Origin of the sequence: Massilia oculi, from assembly GCF_017582745.1 — a bacterium.
GTDB lineage: Bacteria > Pseudomonadota > Gammaproteobacteria > Burkholderiales > Burkholderiaceae_D > Telluria > Telluria oculi_A.
Genome location: NZ_JAFVIM010000044.1, coordinates 1 through 14,603, shown reverse-complemented (window position 1 = coordinate 14,603; position 14,603 = coordinate 1). Strand labels below are relative to the sequence as shown.

Annotated in this window: 14 protein-coding genes, 2 rRNA genes and 1 riboswitch; of the genes, 2 read left to right on the top strand and 14 right to left on the bottom strand. The window is 67.1% G+C overall.

The annotated features are described in order from the left end of the window. Together J3U95_RS27250 and rrf are read left to right on the top strand one after the other, a co-directional pair. Window positions 1-106, top strand: a 23S ribosomal RNA gene (locus J3U95_RS27250); the annotation flags it as partial. A gap of 115 nt (window positions 107-221) precedes the next feature. Then, a 5S ribosomal RNA gene (rrf, locus tag J3U95_RS27245) occupies window positions 222-334 on the top strand. A gap of 80 nt (window positions 335-414) precedes the next feature. On the opposite strand, the gene J3U95_RS27240 is transcribed toward rrf, so the two are convergent. The 14 genes from J3U95_RS27240 to cobT form a co-directional block, all read right to left on the bottom strand. Next, window positions 415-1,137 carry a metallophosphoesterase family protein gene (locus tag J3U95_RS27240; protein ID WP_208281626.1) on the bottom strand — a complete coding sequence of 241 codons (723 nt, stop codon included), beginning with the start codon at window positions 1,135-1,137 and terminating at the stop codon, window positions 415-417. A gap of 32 nt (window positions 1,138-1,169) precedes the next feature. After that, window positions 1,170-2,630, bottom strand: a complete 1,461-nt coding sequence (locus tag J3U95_RS27235; RefSeq protein WP_208281625.1) for a cobyric acid synthase — start codon at window positions 2,628-2,630, stop codon at window positions 1,170-1,172. After that, window positions 2,627-3,508, bottom strand: coding sequence for a cobalamin-binding protein (locus J3U95_RS27230; RefSeq protein ID WP_208281624.1), 882 nt, complete (start codon window positions 3,506-3,508; stop codon window positions 2,627-2,629). Before J3U95_RS27230 ends, J3U95_RS27235 begins: the two co-directional genes overlap by 4 nt. Next, window positions 3,505-4,485 carry a threonine-phosphate decarboxylase CobD gene (gene cobD, locus J3U95_RS27225; protein WP_208281623.1) on the bottom strand — a complete coding sequence of 327 codons (981 nt, stop codon included), beginning with the start codon at window positions 4,483-4,485 and terminating at the stop codon, window positions 3,505-3,507. The genes J3U95_RS27230 and cobD overlap by 4 nt, the downstream gene beginning before the upstream one ends. Further along, window positions 4,478-5,410 carry an adenosylcobinamide-phosphate synthase CbiB gene (gene cbiB, locus J3U95_RS27220; protein WP_208281622.1) on the bottom strand — a complete coding sequence of 311 codons (933 nt, stop codon included), beginning with the start codon at window positions 5,408-5,410 and terminating at the stop codon, window positions 4,478-4,480. The genes cobD and cbiB overlap by 8 nt, the downstream gene beginning before the upstream one ends. After that, window positions 5,404-5,964, bottom strand: coding sequence for a bifunctional adenosylcobinamide kinase/adenosylcobinamide-phosphate guanylyltransferase (cobU, locus tag J3U95_RS27215; protein ID WP_208281621.1), 561 nt, complete (start codon window positions 5,962-5,964; stop codon window positions 5,404-5,406). The genes cbiB and cobU overlap by 7 nt, the downstream gene beginning before the upstream one ends. Continuing rightward, entirely contained in the window at window positions 5,961-7,253 is a 1,293-nt protein-coding gene (locus J3U95_RS27210) for a cobyrinic acid a,c-diamide synthase CobB (RefSeq protein WP_208281620.1), read from the bottom strand. Before J3U95_RS27210 ends, cobU begins: the two co-directional genes overlap by 4 nt. Further along, the gene (gene cobO / locus J3U95_RS27205) at window positions 7,247-7,873 is read right to left on the bottom strand and encodes a cob(I)yrinic acid a,c-diamide adenosyltransferase (protein WP_208281619.1); all 627 of its coding nucleotides are present in this window, start codon (window positions 7,871-7,873) and stop codon (window positions 7,247-7,249) included. The genes J3U95_RS27210 and cobO overlap by 7 nt, the downstream gene beginning before the upstream one ends. Then, window positions 7,870-8,649 (bottom strand): ABC transporter ATP-binding protein, encoded by a 780-nt coding sequence (locus J3U95_RS27200; protein ID WP_208281618.1) that lies wholly within the window; start codon window positions 8,647-8,649, stop codon window positions 7,870-7,872. Before J3U95_RS27200 ends, cobO begins: the two co-directional genes overlap by 4 nt. Next, entirely contained in the window at window positions 8,646-9,668 is a 1,023-nt protein-coding gene (locus J3U95_RS27195; protein ID WP_208281617.1) for a FecCD family ABC transporter permease, read from the bottom strand. The genes J3U95_RS27200 and J3U95_RS27195 overlap by 4 nt, the downstream gene beginning before the upstream one ends. 60 nt (window positions 9,669-9,728) lie before the next feature. Next, entirely contained in the window at window positions 9,729-11,582 is a 1,854-nt protein-coding gene (locus J3U95_RS27190) for a TonB-dependent receptor domain-containing protein (protein ID WP_208281616.1), read from the bottom strand. Window positions 11,583-11,647: 65 nt separating this feature from the next. Then, window positions 11,648-11,880, bottom strand: a riboswitch (cobalamin riboswitch). 7 nt (window positions 11,881-11,887) lie between these two features. Next, the gene (locus tag J3U95_RS27185) at window positions 11,888-12,430 is read right to left on the bottom strand and encodes a histidine phosphatase family protein (protein ID WP_208281615.1); all 543 of its coding nucleotides are present in this window, start codon (window positions 12,428-12,430) and stop codon (window positions 11,888-11,890) included. Further along, window positions 12,430-13,212, bottom strand: coding sequence for an adenosylcobinamide-GDP ribazoletransferase (locus J3U95_RS27180; protein ID WP_208281614.1), 783 nt, complete (start codon window positions 13,210-13,212; stop codon window positions 12,430-12,432). Before J3U95_RS27180 ends, J3U95_RS27185 begins: the two co-directional genes overlap by 1 nt. Further along, the gene (gene cobT / locus J3U95_RS27175; RefSeq protein WP_208281613.1) at window positions 13,209-14,240 is read right to left on the bottom strand and encodes a nicotinate-nucleotide--dimethylbenzimidazole phosphoribosyltransferase; all 1,032 of its coding nucleotides are present in this window, start codon (window positions 14,238-14,240) and stop codon (window positions 13,209-13,211) included. Before cobT ends, J3U95_RS27180 begins: the two co-directional genes overlap by 4 nt. Between the last annotated feature and the right edge of the window lie 363 nt (window positions 14,241-14,603).

The following is a 14,603-nucleotide window of genomic DNA, read 5'->3' as shown; positions in this document are numbered from 1 at the left end:
GAGCTCCTTGAAGGGTCGTTCGAGACCAGGACGTTGATAGGCTGGGTGTGGAAGTGCAGTAATGCATTAAGCTAACCAGTACTAATTGCCCGTACGGCTTGTCCCTATAACCTTGGTAGTCCAAGGTCGAGTACAACTGCTCGATACAAGCTACAACCCAACAATACTTCTTCCAGATTCAGAGCAGGCGCGAACTATCGCGACTGCTCGTACAAGTCATGCCTGATGACCATAGCAAGTCGGTCCCACCCCTTCCCATCCCGAACAGGACCGTGAAACGACTTTGCGCCGATGATAGTGCTGCAACCAGTGTGAAAGTAGGTTATCGTCAGGCTAGTTATAGAGAAAAAGCCCGCTCAGTTCAACTGAGCGGGCTTTTTTGCATTCTGGACCCGGATATTCACCTGCAGCCAGTTACGACACATATCCCGTCGCCAAAGCATGCGCCCATTCCGGAAAGCCACGCAGTTCCGCCAATGCGACCATGCGCCGTGAATCGTAAGGAACGCTGATCAAGGCCACTTGCCATGCATCGTTGCGCCGTTCGACAATGGCATAGCGCGCATCCGGCGACCCGCTCTCGATCGCATGCGGAAAAGGATAGTCATCAGAATATGCCTGCAATCCGACGCTGCCCGGATTCACGAGCAACCGTCCTGCGCAGCGTACGCTTCTGGCCACATGCGAATGACCACACAGGACCAGACCCACGGTCACGCCGCTGAGACGCTCTTCAATGTCGGCTCGGCTGGCCTGGCAGTTCGCGGTTTCGAGCAGGGTGACCAGGTCGCTGCCGGGCGTGCCGTGGCATAGCAGCACGTCGTCGCCGATCGATGCCTGGGCAGGCAATGTCGCCAGCCAGGAGAGTTCTGCTGCGCCAAGCTGTGAGTGCGCGTAGATGTCCGCACGACCCGAAGACGTCGACAGCGCCAGCATCTGCCGTTCATGGTTGCCGGCGAGGTGGATCCAGTCCTGCCGGGCCATGAGGAACTGTGCTGTTTCTTTCGGCAGTAGCGGTCCCGCCAGGCTGTCGCCAAGATTGACGACACGGTCGATCGCACGATCGCGCAGATCGGCCATCACCGCTTCGAGTGCGTCCAGGTTTCCGTGGATGTCCGACACCACCGCGATACGCATGCCACCTCCGGCAATGAAGAATCCAGCAACGATCAGCCGCGCAGGGCCACCAGGTTGTCCACCAGCCCTTCGACAGTCTGGGCGATGCGGTCCAGGCTCGCCTCGCGCAACTGGCTGGTATCGACCACATGATCGCTCCGCAAGCCTGCCCAGCGCAACAACGCCGTGCAGGCATCGGGATGATCGAACAGCCCATGCAGATAAGTACCCAGGATCTGCCCGTCCGCCGAGACCGCGCCTTCTCCGCGTCCCTCGATGGTGAACGCCGGATGTTCCAGTGCCGCGCCCTGCGATACGCCCATGTGAATCTCATAGCCGCTGACCGCGCCCGCTCCCGATCCATTCTCGAACGTGCAGAGGCCGTCCACCTTGACCAGGCGCTTCTCGCGCGTCAGTTCCGTCTCGATGGCAAGCAGGCCAAGTCCATTCGCCACGCCAGGCGCGCCTTCGACACCATGCGGATCGCCTACTGTGCGTCCGAGCATCTGGAAGCCGCCGCAAATCCCGATCACCTTGCCGCCATAGCGCAGGTGGCGCGCGATGTACGCCGGCCAACCCTGTGCCTGGAGCCACGCGAGGTCCCCGCGAGTATTCTTGCTCCCCGGGAGAACGATCAGATCCGCGCCCGGGATCGCTTCTCCCTGTCGCACGAAGCGCAGGTCGACGTCCGGATGCGCGCGAAGCGCATCGAAATCCGTGTGATTGCTCATGCGCGGCAGGCTGGGAACGACGACGCGAAATGCGCCCTTGTTCGTCTGCGCCGCCTGCACCGCATCCTCGGCATCGAGGAACAGCCCGTGCAGATAGGGCAACACCGCCAGCACCGGCTTGCCGGTCTGGATTTCGAGCCATTCCAGGCCCGGCTCGAGCAGCTTGATGTCGCCGCGGAAGCGGTTGATGACGAAGCCGATGATGCGATTGCGTTCCGACTGCGACAGGCAGGAAAGCGTGCCGACCAGGTGCGCGAACACGCCGCCGCGATCGATGTCGGCCACCAGGATCACCGGGCAGTCGACCGCCTCGGCAAAGCCCATATTGGCGATGTCGCGATCGCGCAGGTTGATCTCGGCCGGGCTGCCCGCGCCTTCGACGAGCACCGTTTCGTACTGGTCCAGCAGGCGCGCATGCGATTCAAGTACCGCGCCCATCGCGACCGGCTTGTACTGGTGATAGTCGCGCGCATTCATGTCGGCCCGCACCTGGCCATGGATGATGACTTGGGCGCCGACGTCGCTCGAGGGCTTGAGCAGCACCGGGTTCATGTCGGTGTGCGGCTCGATGCCGGCGGCGATCGCCTGCAGTGCCTGCGCGCGGCCGATCTCGCCGCCATCGCGTGTGACGGCGCTGTTGAGCGCCATGTTCTGGGGCTTGAATGGTGCGACCCGGACGCCGCGCCGCTTGAGCAGGCGGCACAACGCCGCGACCACCGTGCTCTTGCCGGCGTCGGACGTCGTGCCCTGAACCATCAGGGTCCGGTAGGGAAAGCCGCTCATTTAGACCGGCGCTGGCGCGCCTGCTCGAGCACCTCGCACATCGCGGCCGTGCCCTGGACCATGCGCGGCCCCGCGCGATTGAGCAGGTGGCCGTCCAGCGTGAACAGATTATTGCTGCGCACCGCGGCCAGGGTGCTATACGGCTTCCACAGCTCGACACCGCCATAGTTCTTCTCGGCGGTGGCGATGATCGCTTCCGGATTGGCCTGCAACACGCTCTCGATCGAGACGATCGGCGCCGTCACCGTCAGCTTGTCGAAGATGTTCTCGCCGCCGCACAGCTTCATCGCATCGGTGAGGATGTGCTTTCCGCTGAGCGTATACAGCGGCCGGTCCCACACCTGGTAGAAGGTGCGCACAGGAGAACGGTTCGCATACTTCGTGCGCAGCCCGGCCAGCTGCTCGCGCAACTGTGTCGCGGTCGCCTTGGCCGCCGCATCGGTGCCCAGCAACTGGCCCAGGCGCTGCACGGCGTCGGGAATGCCGTCCAGGGTTTGCGGGTCGCTCTGGAATACCGGGATGCCCAGCCGGCGCACCATCTCGATCTGCCGCTCCGAACTGTTATGGCGCCAGGCCACGATCAGGTCGGGCTTCAGCGAGATCAGGAGCTCCATGTCGATCTCGCGATTCGAGCCGATGCGCGGGATGCGCTTGGCCGCTTCGGGATAGTCGCTGTAGTTCACCGCGCCGACGATCTGGCCGCCGCCGCCGGCCGCGAACAGCAGCTCGGTGACGCTGGGCGCCATCGACACTACCCGCAGCGCCGGCTTGGCGACGGTGACCGCCAGCCCCGCATCATCCTTGACCGTGATCGCGGCCTGGGCGTGGACCGCCAGGCCAGCGCCGACCAGGCCGGCCAGCAGCATCGTTTTCTTCATTGCTTGCTCCATTCGTGAAGTGCGTGTTCGAGGCGCCGCCATTCATTCTCGCTGGCGGGCAGGCCGACCCGGATGCCGCGCGCCGCATCGCGGAACAGCCGGCACCAGATGCCGCGCGCGGCCATGTGTTCGTGAAAGGCTTCGGACCGCGCCTCGGGCCACCAGCGAAACAGCGGCGTGCCGCTGCTCGCGATGTCGTGCTCCCGCAGCAGGCGCTCCATTCGTGCGCCGGCCTGCGCCAGGCGCTCTTGCGTATCCTGTTGCCAGAGCGTGTCGGCCAGCGCCTGCAGCGCGATCTCCTGCGCGGGACCGCTGACGGCCCACGGCCCGAGCAGGTCGGCCAGTTCCGCCAGCACGCGCTCGTGCGCCGCGACGAAGCCCAGCCGCAGTCCCGCCAAGCCGAAGAACTTGCCGATCGAGCGCAGCACGATCAACCCCGGCTGCGCTGCGTGCGGCGCCACGCTCAGCGCGGGCGCCGTATCGCCGAAGGCTTCGTCGACCACCAGCCAGCCACCGCGCGCATGCAGCCGCGCCGCCCAGTCGAGCAGACGTTCGGGCGCGATGGTCTCGCCGGTGGGATTGTTGGGATTGACGACCACGACGACGTCGCTGGCGTCGACCGCCGCGTCCAGTTCCGCATAAGACACCAGCTGACGCGCGTGGCCGTGCAGGTTCCAGTGATACGCATGTTCCGCATACGAGGGCGCCGACACCGCGACGCGCGAAGGTGGACGCAGGCGCGGCAGCGCCTGGATCGCCGCCTGCGTGCCGGCCACCGGCAGCAGTTGCGGCGCGCCGTAATAGGCGCAGGCCGCCGCAAGGAATGCAGGATCTGGCTCCGGCAGGCGATGCCAGGCCGCGCTCGACGGCGCCGGCGCCGGATAGCCATGCGGGTTGATACCGGTCGACAGGTCGACCCAGTCGTCGCGGCCATAGTGACGCGCCGCGTCGCGCAGATTGCCGCCGTGTTCAAGCATATGACGCTCCGACAGCCATCAGGCAGACCACCCCGGCCCACAACAATGTCGTGCGCAGCACCAGCCGCCAGGCGCGCAGGATGTCGCTCGCGCAGGCGGCAGGCCCAAGACCCAGCGGCGGACGCTGTTCGACTTCGCCATCGTAGACGGCGGCGCCGCCCAGCGACACGCCCAGGGCGCCGGCGCCGCTGGCCATTACCGGGCCGGCGTTCGGGCTGCTCCAGGCCGGAGCCTGGGTGCGCCAGCATTGCCAGGCGCGCGCGCGGCCGCTACCCGCCAGCAGCACGTACGACAGCGCGGTCAGGCGCGCCGGTACATAGTTCAATGCATCGTCGATGCGCGCCGCACAGCGGCCGAACAGGTTGAAGCGTTCGCTGCGATATCCCCACATCGCATCGAGCGTGTTCGCCATGCGGAACAGCACGGCGCCCGGCCCGCCCAGCAGGATGAACCAGAACAGCGTGCCGAACACGGCGTCGTTGCCGTTCTCGAGCAGCGATTCGGCGCTGGCCTTGGCCAGGTCGGATTCGTCGGCGTGCGCGGTGTCGCGGCTGACGATACGCGCCGTGAGCGCGCGCGCTTGCGCCAGGTCGCCGGAGCACAGCGCGGAATGGATCGGCAGCGTGTGGTCGCGCAGGCTGCGCAGGCCGATGCAGAAATAGAGCAGCACCGCATGCAGCCACAGGCCGGCAAGGTCGGTCAACGCCAGGAACAGCAGACTCAGTGGCAGGACGGCGAGCACCCAGGCCAGGATTCCACGCGCCAGGCGTGACTGCCCGCGATTGAGCCGGCGTTCGATCGAGCCGGCCAGCTTGCCGAAGCCGACCAGCGGATGCCAGCGCCGCGTTTCTCCCAGCAGCAGGTCGAGCGCGATGCCGGCGACCAGCAGCAGCGCGATGGTGGAGAGCGGCAGACCAATCAGCACGGCGTTCCCTTCAACACCAGCGGCAGGCCGGCCGCCACCAGCACCGCGCGATCGGCGCGCGCCGCCACCGCCTGGTTCAGGCGGCCGGCTTCATCGGCGAAGCTGCGCGAGATCGCGCCCCAAGGCACGATGCCCATGCCGACTTCGTTCGACACCAGGATCAGGTCGCCAGGCACCCCCTCGGCCAGCAGGTCGAGCAGCGCCGTGCGCTCCTGGTGGAAGCACGCCGGCAAGTCGACCGCACCCACCTCGGGATAGTCGCGGCCGTCGCAGAACATCAGGTTGCTGAGCCAGAGCGTCAGGCAGTCGACCAGCACCAGGCGCTGCGGCGCGCACCAGTCGCGCAGCGCCTGCGCCAGCGCCAGTTCTTCGTCGACCGTTCGCCACTCGGCCGGGCGCCGCTCGCGGTGGTGGGCAATGCGCGCGGCCATCTCGCCATCGCCGGCGCGCGAGGTGGCGATATAGACGACCTCCTTGCCCGATTCGCGCGCGATGCGCTCGGCGTAGGCGCTCTTGCCCGAGCGGGCCCCGCCGAAGACCAGGGTCACGCTCACGGCTGTGCTCCGAACAGGACCGCCACCGCGCGCGGATTGGAAGGGAAGTAGGCGTGGAAGTAGGACGCGAACAGCGAGCCGACCCGGTAGGCAGCCTCGCCCTGGGCGCCGGTCCTCTGCTTCACGGTGTAGTCTCGTGGCGTCACCGAAGAGTCCAGCAATGAATAGTGGAAGGTATGGCCGCGGATCTCGCCCTGCGGCGTCGGCATCGCATGCATGCCCAGTCCTCCCAGGCGCTTCTGCATCCTGACTTCGCCGGCGAGCAGCCCGGCCATCTCGAAGCGCCGTCCCTCGCTGTCGGTCAAGCCGTCGGCGAGCGCCATCATGCCGCCGCATTCGGCGACGATCGGCACGCCACGCGCGTGCACGTCACGGATCGAGTCGCGCCAGTGCTGGGCGGCCTGCAGCTGCGCGCCGTGCAGCTCGGGATAGCCGCCCGGCAGATACACTGCGTCGGCGTCTTCCGGCACCGCCTCGTCGGACAGCGGCGCGAAATACGTGATGCGCGCACCGAGCTGCTCGAGCAGGTCGATATTCGCCGGGTAGACGAAGACGAAGGCCGGATCGCGCGCAATAGCGATCGTGCGTCCCGCCAGTAATGGCTCCACCGGCGCCGGTACGGTGGAACCAGGACTCATGACAGGCAGCGCATCCCACGCCGCCTCATCGAAATCGATGCTGTCGGCCAGCGCATCCAGGATGCGGTCCAGCTCTTCGACCTCGCCCGGCACCACCAGGCCCAGGTGACGCTCGGGCAGCGGCTCGTCCTGGCGGGCCAGGGTGCCGATCAGCGGGATATCGCGCAGCGATTCCTTCACCATCGCCGCATGGCCGCTGCTAGCGACGCGGTTGGCGATCACGCCGGCCATCTCGACGGGGCCATAGTCGCGCAAGCCCTGCGCCACCGCGCCGGCGGTCTGCGCCATCGCCGATGCGTCCAGCACCGCCAGCACGGGGATGCCGAATTCGCGCGACAGGTCCGCCGCCGAGGGCGAGCCGTCGTACAGGCCCATCACGCCCTCGACCAGGATCGCGTCCGCCTCATGCGCGGCAGCGGCCAGGCGCTGGCGGCAGGCATCGACGCCCACCATCCACAGGTCGAGGTTGTGGACTGGCGCGCCGCAGGCGCGCTCGAGCAGCATCGGGTCGATGAAGTCCGGGCCGCACTTGAACACCCGCACGCGCTTGCCCATGCGGACCAGCCGCCGCGCCAGCGCGGCGGTCACCGTCGTCTTGCCCTGGCCGGACGACATCGCCGCCACCAGGACGGTACGGGCGCCCGTCACCATTCGGTCCCCGCCTGGGCCGCGATGCCGGCCTTGAACGCGTGCTTGACCACGTTCATCTCGGTGACGGTATCGGCCACCGCGATCAGTTCCGGTGGCGCGCCGCGGCCGGTGATCACCACGTGCTGCATCACCGGACGGTCGAGCAGGTCGGCGATCACGGTGTGCACGTCGAGGTATTTGTATTTCAGGGCGATGTTCAGTTCATCGAGCACCACCATGCCGATCGCGGGATCGGACAGGAACTGCTTTGCCAGCGCCCAGGCTTCCTCGGCCTTGGCGATGTCGCGCTCGCGGTTCTGCGTTTCCCAGGTATAGCCTTCGCCCATCGCATGAAAGCTCACTTCGTCGGGAAAGCGGCGCAGGAAGGTTTCTTCTCCGGTCGACAGGGCGCCCTTGATGAACTGGACCACGCCCACCTTCATGCCGTGGCCCAGCGCGCGCGCCACCATCCCGAAGGCGCTCGAGCTCTTGCCCTTGCCGTTGCCGGTATTGACGATGACGATGCCGATTTCCATGTCGGCCGAGGCGATTTTTGCGTCGATGACCGCCTTCTTGCGCTCCATGCGGGCGCGGTGGCGGTCATTCAGGGCGGCGGTCTGTTCTGGAGTCATGTCGGTCATGCGGAGCCCTCCTTGGGGATGAAGATGCGGCGGCCTTCGTGTTCGATCATGTCGATCGGATGGCCGAGGTAGTCGCCCAGCAGCGCAGGGCGCATGATCTGGTCGTTGGCGCCGGCCGTCCAGCGGCCGTCGCCCATGAGTAGCAGCACGTGGGTCGAGATGCGCGCGGCCAGGTTCAGGTCGTGGCCGATCATGACCACGGTCCGTTCCTGCTCGCGGCACAGGCGGGCCAGCAGGCCCATCACGCTCACCTGGTGCGCCAGGTCGAGCGCATTGGCCGGCTCGTCGAGCAGCAGCAGCGGCGTCTGCTGCGCCAGCAGGGCGGCGATCGCCACGCGCTGGCGCTCGCCGCCGGACAGGGTGCGCACGTCGCGCGCGGCCAGGTCGTCCACTTCCATCGACGCCAGCGCCTGCAGGGCGGCCTGGTGGTCGTCGCTGCCTTCCCAGTAGCGGTTGGCATGGTAGGGGTGGCGCGCCGACAGCACGCTCTCGAGCACCGTGTAGGCGAAAGCGTCGTGGCGCGACTGGGCCAGGAAGGCACGCTCGCGCGCCAGGTCGGTCAGCGGCCAGTCGGGTAGTGCGCGGCCATTCACCTGGACCGATCCGCCGTTCGGTGGCTGCAGGCCGGCCAGGGTGCGCAGCAAGGTGCTTTTTCCCGCGCCGTTGCGGCCGATGATGCTCCAGCATTCGCCGGCGCGCGCGGTCCAGTCGAGGCCCCGCACCAGGGTGCGTTGGCCGATGGACAGCAGCAGGTCGTGGGTGGAGATTGAGTTCATTTGCGCAGGCGGTGCAACTGGTAGAGGAAGACCGGCGCGCCGATCATCGCCGTGATGGCGCCGACCGGCAGCTGCTGCGGCGCGATGATGGTGCGCGCCAGCGTATCGCACAGCACCAGGAAGGCGCCGCCGGCCAGCACGACGGCCGGGATCAAGACCCGGTGATCGGGCCCGAAGGCGAAGCGGCAGGCGTGCGGCACGATCAGGCCGACGAAGCCGATCGAGCCGGCGCTGGTGACCGCGCTCGCGGTAAGCAGGGCCGACACGAAGAACAGCCCCTTGCGCAGCGCGCCGACGCGCACGCCCAGGGTCACCGCGTTTTCGGCGTGCAGCGCGACCATGTTCATGGCGCGCGCATTGCGCATGGCATACAAGAGGCAGCCGGCCAGCACCAGCCAGGGCACCAGGCGCAGCGGCGCCCCGGCGAGGTCGCCGATCAGCCAGAAGATCATGCTGCGCAGGCGCCCCTCGGGCGCGATCGACAGCATCAGGGTCACGATCGAGCTGCACAGCGCCGAGACGATCACGCCGGTCAGGAGCAGCATTGAGGCGCCGCCCTCGGCCGCCTGGCCGCTGCGCAGGTCGCGCCGCGCCAGCAGGTAGAGCAGCATCGCCACGCCGATGGCGCCGGCCAGCGCGGCGGCGTCGACCATCAGCGTGGAGGCCATCAGGAGCAGCGCCAGCAGCGCGCCAACGGAGGCGCCGGACGAGACGCCCAGCACATACGGGTCGGCCAGGGGATTGCGCAGCAGCGCCTGCATCATGAGGCCGGCCAGGGCCAGCGCGCCGCCGGTCGCGAACGCCACCAGCGCGCGGCTGGCGCGCAGCTCGAGCAGGGAGGCGGAGAGCGAATCGGGCTGGCCGCTGGCGAGCTGGCGCAGGGCGTCGGGAATCTCGTCGAGCGGCACCCGGATCGATCCGGTCATGCCCGCGAACAGCAGGGTGGCAATGGAAAACGCCAGCATGGCGCCGACGATGAGCGTGGCGCGCTGGCGTAGCGGTGGGACGGATGCTTGCATGCTGGCCCTGTCGATTGATCGGATGCCCGCGGCCTGGTTGCCGCGGGCAGGGGGTATAGCTTAACGGATGCCGTAGCGCAGGGCCGCGAACCAGGTGCGGCCGCTGGTGCCGTAGTTACGCGCGATCTCGTACTGCTTGTCGGCGACGTTGTCCAGGCGCATCAGCAGCGACCAGTCGGGCGTGAACTGCCAGGTCGTGTACAGGTTCAGCAAACCGTAGCCGCCGAGGCGGCGGTTGTTGGCGGCGTCGTCGAAGCGCTCGCCTGAGACGGTCAGTTCAGCGCCGGTCTTGAGCGTGCCCACCGTGTAGTCGGCGCCGAAGCTGGCGTGCTTCTTCGCACGGCGCGCCAGTTGCTTGCCGGTGGTCTCGTCGCGCGGATCCTGCCAATCGAGGCTGGCGCGCAGGTCGACGCCCATCAGGCGGGTGCTGCCTGCCAGCGAGAAGCCTTCGAGCAGGCCTTCGTTGACGTTGTAGGCGCAGCTGCGGTTGACGCCGTCCGGGCACGGCGTGCTCGACACGATCATGTCGGTCAGGCGGTTGTGGAAGTAGGTCGCGTCCAGCTGGTAGCCGTTGCCGTCGTAGCGCAGGCCCACTTCGCGGTTGCGGCCTTTTTCGGGCTTGTTGGTTTCCAGGCCGTAGCCGGGGAAGTACAGCTCGTTGAAGGTCGGAGCGCGGAAACTCGTGCCGACGCTGGCGGTGGCGCGCAGGCCGTTGCCGAAGTCATAGCCATAACCGGCGGCGCCGGTGTTCTTGCTGCCGTAGACCGAGCGGTCGTGGCGCGCGCTGACGTCGACCAGGTGGGCGCCGCGCTTGGCCGAGTAGGCAGCCGCATACGAATTGGTGATGCGCGAGCGCTGCATCGACGGCACTTCTTCCTTGCGGTGCGTGTACAGCAGCTGCAGGGTGTCCTGGCCGATGGCGATGTCGTTCTGCCAGCTGAACTCGTCCTGCTGGGTGTCGATCTGGCTGGCGCCGGACGGCGTCGCGTTGGTGAAGTTGCCCGACTTGTCCTCCGAGCGCGCGTACTGCAGCGTGCTGTGCCAGTTTGGCAGGATCTGGTTGCGCATGAAGACCGCGGCGGTATTCAGGTCGTTGTCGCTGTGGACGTCGTAGTTGGCGGTGCCGCTGTCGTACTGGCTGAACAGGCGGCTGACCAGGAACTGGGCGCCGATCTCATGGCCTGGCGCGAGCGCCATCGTCACGCGGCCGTTGGCGTTGCGGCGGCGGTAGCCGTCTTCGTCAGGATTGTAGCCCGAGGCGCCCGGGCGGGTGGACGAGAAGCCGTCCGAATCCTCGTAGCCGGCGCCGAAGGCGTAGCTGACGGCGTTCGGGCCGCCGCTGCTGCCGTAGATGCCGGCGTCCGCCTGGCGGGTGGCGTTGCTGCCCACGCCGACCGAACCGGTGACGACCGGGGCGCCTTCGCCCTTGCGGGTGAAGATCTGGATCACGCCGCCGATGGCGTCGGCGCCATACAGGGTGCTGAGCGGACCGTAGACGATCTCGATGCGGTCGATGGCGCCCAGCGGGATGGCGTTCCAGCTGGCCGTGCCGGTGGTCGCCGAGCCGAAGCGCACGCCGTCGACCAGGACCACGGACTGGTTGGCGTTGGCGCCGCGGATGAAGACGCTGGTGGTGGTGCCGGCCGCGCCGTTGCGCGAGATCTCGATGCCGCGCTGGCGGCGCAGGATGTCGGCCACCGAACCGGCGCCCGAGCGCGCGATGTCTTCGGCATCGATGACGGTGGTGTCGGCGATGACGTCGGCGGCGCGCTGGGCGGTGCGGGTCGCGGTGACGACGACGGTGTCGGCGGTAGGGATGGCGTCAGGCGAAGGGGCGTCGGCGACAGCGGCGGACGAGATGACGGCGAGGGCGAGCGAGACCGCGGCGGCTTGCCGGGTTACTGGAAAATTCATGAACTGTTTCTTATAAAGGGCAACCAGCCGACGTCCCCGTAGGCCAGATTGAACGGCATCGCGCGAGGCGACGCCACCTTTTGGCCGGTATCCGGGCTGACAAGTATGGCCGTCCGACCTTCCCATGCATGCGCACAGTGGTATGAGGAGACGGTTTGCCGCATGGCTCGGGGAGAGCATGCGGCACTTGCTTACCGTTGCGGGGGCAGCACACGTTGGCCCTTGAATCGAGCTTCGTGTTTCCCGTTTAACTGCGACTGCGAACGCAGACGCGAGCACCAAAACGCGCACATTATAAGGCGTTGTCAGGTTTCCAGCATCATCACTTCGCCGTAGTCAATCCGGTGCGGCGCCTGGGCGGCGCGCAGCGCGGCTTCGACCAGCGTGCCGCCGAGGTGCAGCGAATGCAAAAGGCGCATGGTGCCGGCGTGGCAGATGATCAGGGCCTGCGCATGTCCTTCGCGCCGGATGTCTGCATCGAAACAGGACACGCGCGCGGCCACGTCCATCACGCTTTCGCCGCCGCCGGGACGGTAGTGCAGCAGGTCGGCGCTCCAGGCATCGATCTCGCTGCGGGAAATGTCGTCCCAGCTGCGCATTTCCCAGGCGCCGAAGTCCATCTCGGCCAGGCGCGCGTCGAAGGCTGGCGCTGGCGAGAGCCGCTGCGCCAGGACGGCGCTGCGGGCGAGTGGACTGGCGTAGACCGGCATCGCGCCGGGCAGTCCCTGGTTCGCCAATGCTGTCAGCACCCGTTCGACGTCGGCTTCGTTCGCCGCCAGGTCGCTACGGCCGTAGCAGTGCCCGGCCGGCACCTCGGGCCGTGGATGGCGCACCAGGTAAATACGCATCAGGCCAAAGCGCCGCGGCCGAGCGTGGCGAGTACCGCGATATAGATGGCCACCTCGGCCAGCTGCTGCACGGCGCCGAGGCAATCGCCCGTATAGCCGCCGAGCCGGCGCGTGAACTTGCGCGCCAGCCAGCACGTGGCCAGCATGGCCGCCAGCACCGAGGCGACGATTGCGGCCAGGTCGAGCAAGCCGAAGGCCAGCAGGCCAAGCGCGGGAAGCAGCACGGTGAGTGTGGCGATGCCGAATTCGCGGTCACTCATGCGCACCGCCAGCGGCTTGGCCTTGCCCTCGGCGCGGGCGTATTCCATCTGCCAGATCAGGGACGTGGCGGCCAGGCGCGAGAGCGGGTGGGCCAGCAGCAGGGCGCCGATGGCGCTGGCTGGCGGCAGGCTGGCGATTGCGGCCAGCTTCGCGCCGAGCACGCACACGATGCCGATCGCGCCGTAGGCGCCGACGCGCGAATCCTTCATGATCTCGAGCGCGCGTTCCTTCGTCATGCCGCCGCCCAGGCCATCGCAGGTATCGGCGAAGCCGTCTTCATGGAAGGCGCCGGTAATGTAGATCGTGGCGGCGGTGGACAGCACGGCCGCCACCGCCGCCGGCAGCCACTGCGCGGCCACCAGGTAGACGGCCGCACCGATGGCGCCCACCACCACGCCCACCAGCGGGAAGTAGCGCGACGCGTGGTTCAACCAGCTTGGCTCGAAACCGACCCAGCGCGGAATCGGCAGCCGCGTGAAGAACTGCAGCGCGATGAAGAACAGGCGCAGCTGGTGCGTCATGCCGAGCGTTCGCTGACTTGCGCCGAGGCGAAGGTGGCCATCTCGTTCAGGAAGTTGGTGGCGGCGTGCAGCAGGGGCAGGGCGAGCGCGCTGCCGGTGCCTTCGCCCAGGCGCAGGCCGAGGTCGAGCAGCGGGCGGGCGCCGAGCTCCTCGAGCAGCAGGGCGTGGCCATGCTCGCCCGAGCAGTGCGAGAACACGCAGTAGTCGAGGATGTTCGGCTGCAGGCGCGCGGCCACCAGCAGCGCACTGCTGACGATGAAGCCGTCGATCAGCAGCACCTTGCGCAGCTCGGCCGCCTTGAGCATGGCGCCGGCCATCATCGCGATCTCGAAGCCGCCGAAGGTGGCCAGCACCTCGAGCGGCTGCATGGCGTGGGCGTGGCGGGCCACGCTTGCCGCGACGACGTCGGCCTTGTGGCGGATGCCCTCTGGCGTAAGGCCGGTGCCGGCGCCGACGCAGCGCGCCAGTGGCTGGCCGGTCAGCTTGTGCATGAGGGCCGCGGCGGATGTCGTGTTACCGATGCCCATCTCGCCGAAGCCGACCACGGTGCCGGGCAGGTCGCGCGCCAGGTCCATGCCGTGTTCGAGCGCAGTAGCGCATTCCTGCGCCGTCATGGCGGGTTCGAGCGCGAAGTTACGGGTGCCGTTGGCGACCTTGCGGTGCAGGAGCCCGGCGCGTGCGCCGAAATCGTGGTTCACGCCGGCGTCGACCACGTGCAGTGCGCAGCCGTTCTGGCGCGCGAACACATTGATGGCGGCGCCGTCCCCCAGGAAGTTCTCGACCATTTGCCAAGTGACGTCTTGTGGGAAGGCGGAAATGCCCTCGGCCACGACGCCGTGGTCGGCGGCGAATACCAGGATCGCGGGCTGGTCGATGCTGATCCTGGTCGAGCGCTGGATCAGGCCCAGTTGGGCGGCGAGCGATTCCAGTCGTCCCAGGCTGCCGAGCGGCTTGGTCTTGTTATTGATGGCGTCGGCCAGGGACTGGGAGAGGGCGGCGTCGGCGGTGGGGACGATCGTAGGAATCATATAGGCGTATGTAAGAGAAGGTCGCTGAATGCGGCGGCTAAGATATCACAATCGTAAACCTTGCAAGCCGGCCTTCGGCTTGCTATAGTCTCGCTCCTCGACGCAGACGCAGCCTCACGGTAGCGAAAGCGAAGAGAAAAAAGAGGTTGACGAAAAATGAGAAACACTTCATACTCTCGCCTCTCTGCTGCTGACGAACACAACGCTTCGAAGCAAAATGCAGAAAGCAGTACCGAATTTTGATCTTTAAAAATTAACAGTCGATAAGTGTGGGCGTTTGATGAAGGTGCCAGCTGACTTGTTCAGCTGCATACTTAAAATATCAAATGTTCGCACAAAGTATTAAACGTTGCTTCAGCAATG